The following is a 646-nucleotide window of genomic DNA, read 5'->3' as shown; positions in this document are numbered from 1 at the left end:
GGGGCCGCCGCCCCCGCACGGCCTGCGCTACGGGCCGGACCCGTCGACGCACACCCGGTGCACCGTGCCGGGATGATCGCCAACAACGCCTGCGGCAACCGCGCGCTCGGCTACGGGCGCGCGTCCGACAACGTCGCGGGCCTGGACGTGCTGACGGCGGCGGGGGAGCGACTGGCGCTGCGCCGCGGGGAGCGCACCGCGTCGCCGACGCTCGACCGGCTCGAGCAGGTCGTGGCCGCCGGCCTCGGCACGGTCCGCACCGAGCTGGGCCGCTTCGGCCGCCAGGTCTCGGGCTACAGCCTGGAGCACCTGCTGCCCGAGCGCGGGTTCGACGTCGCGTCGTTCATGGCCGGCACCGAGGGCACGCTCGGCGTCTTCCTCGGCGCCACCATCGACCTCGTCCGCGAGCCGGCGCACCGGCACATGGTGCTGCTGGCCTACCCGACGATGGCCGAGGCCGCGGACGACGTGCCGAGCCTGCTGCCGTTCGAGCCCGTGGCCTGCGAGGGCCTCGGGGCGCGCATCGTGCAGGTCTACCGCGCGGCCAAGGGCCCCTCCGCCGTGCCCGACATGCCCGAGGGCGGCGGCTACCTCTACGTCGAGATCGCCGGTGACGACCCGGCCGAGCTGGCCGACCGGGCCGCCC

Annotated in this window: 1 protein-coding gene; it reads left to right on the top strand. The window is 76.6% G+C overall.

All coding sequences use genetic code 11. The features are described from left to right. Nucleotides 1-72: 72 nt before the first annotated feature. Nucleotides 73-646 (top strand): FAD-binding oxidoreductase (locus tag AC2W7G_RS17955; RefSeq protein WP_485869628.1); only part of this gene is annotated, 574 nt, incomplete at its 3' end.

The organism is Aeromicrobium sp. PFPM2_SD2 (genome assembly GCF_057364525.1).
The sequence above is the reverse complement of the archived record's forward strand: the minus strand, read 5'-3'. Positions and strand labels throughout refer to the sequence as shown.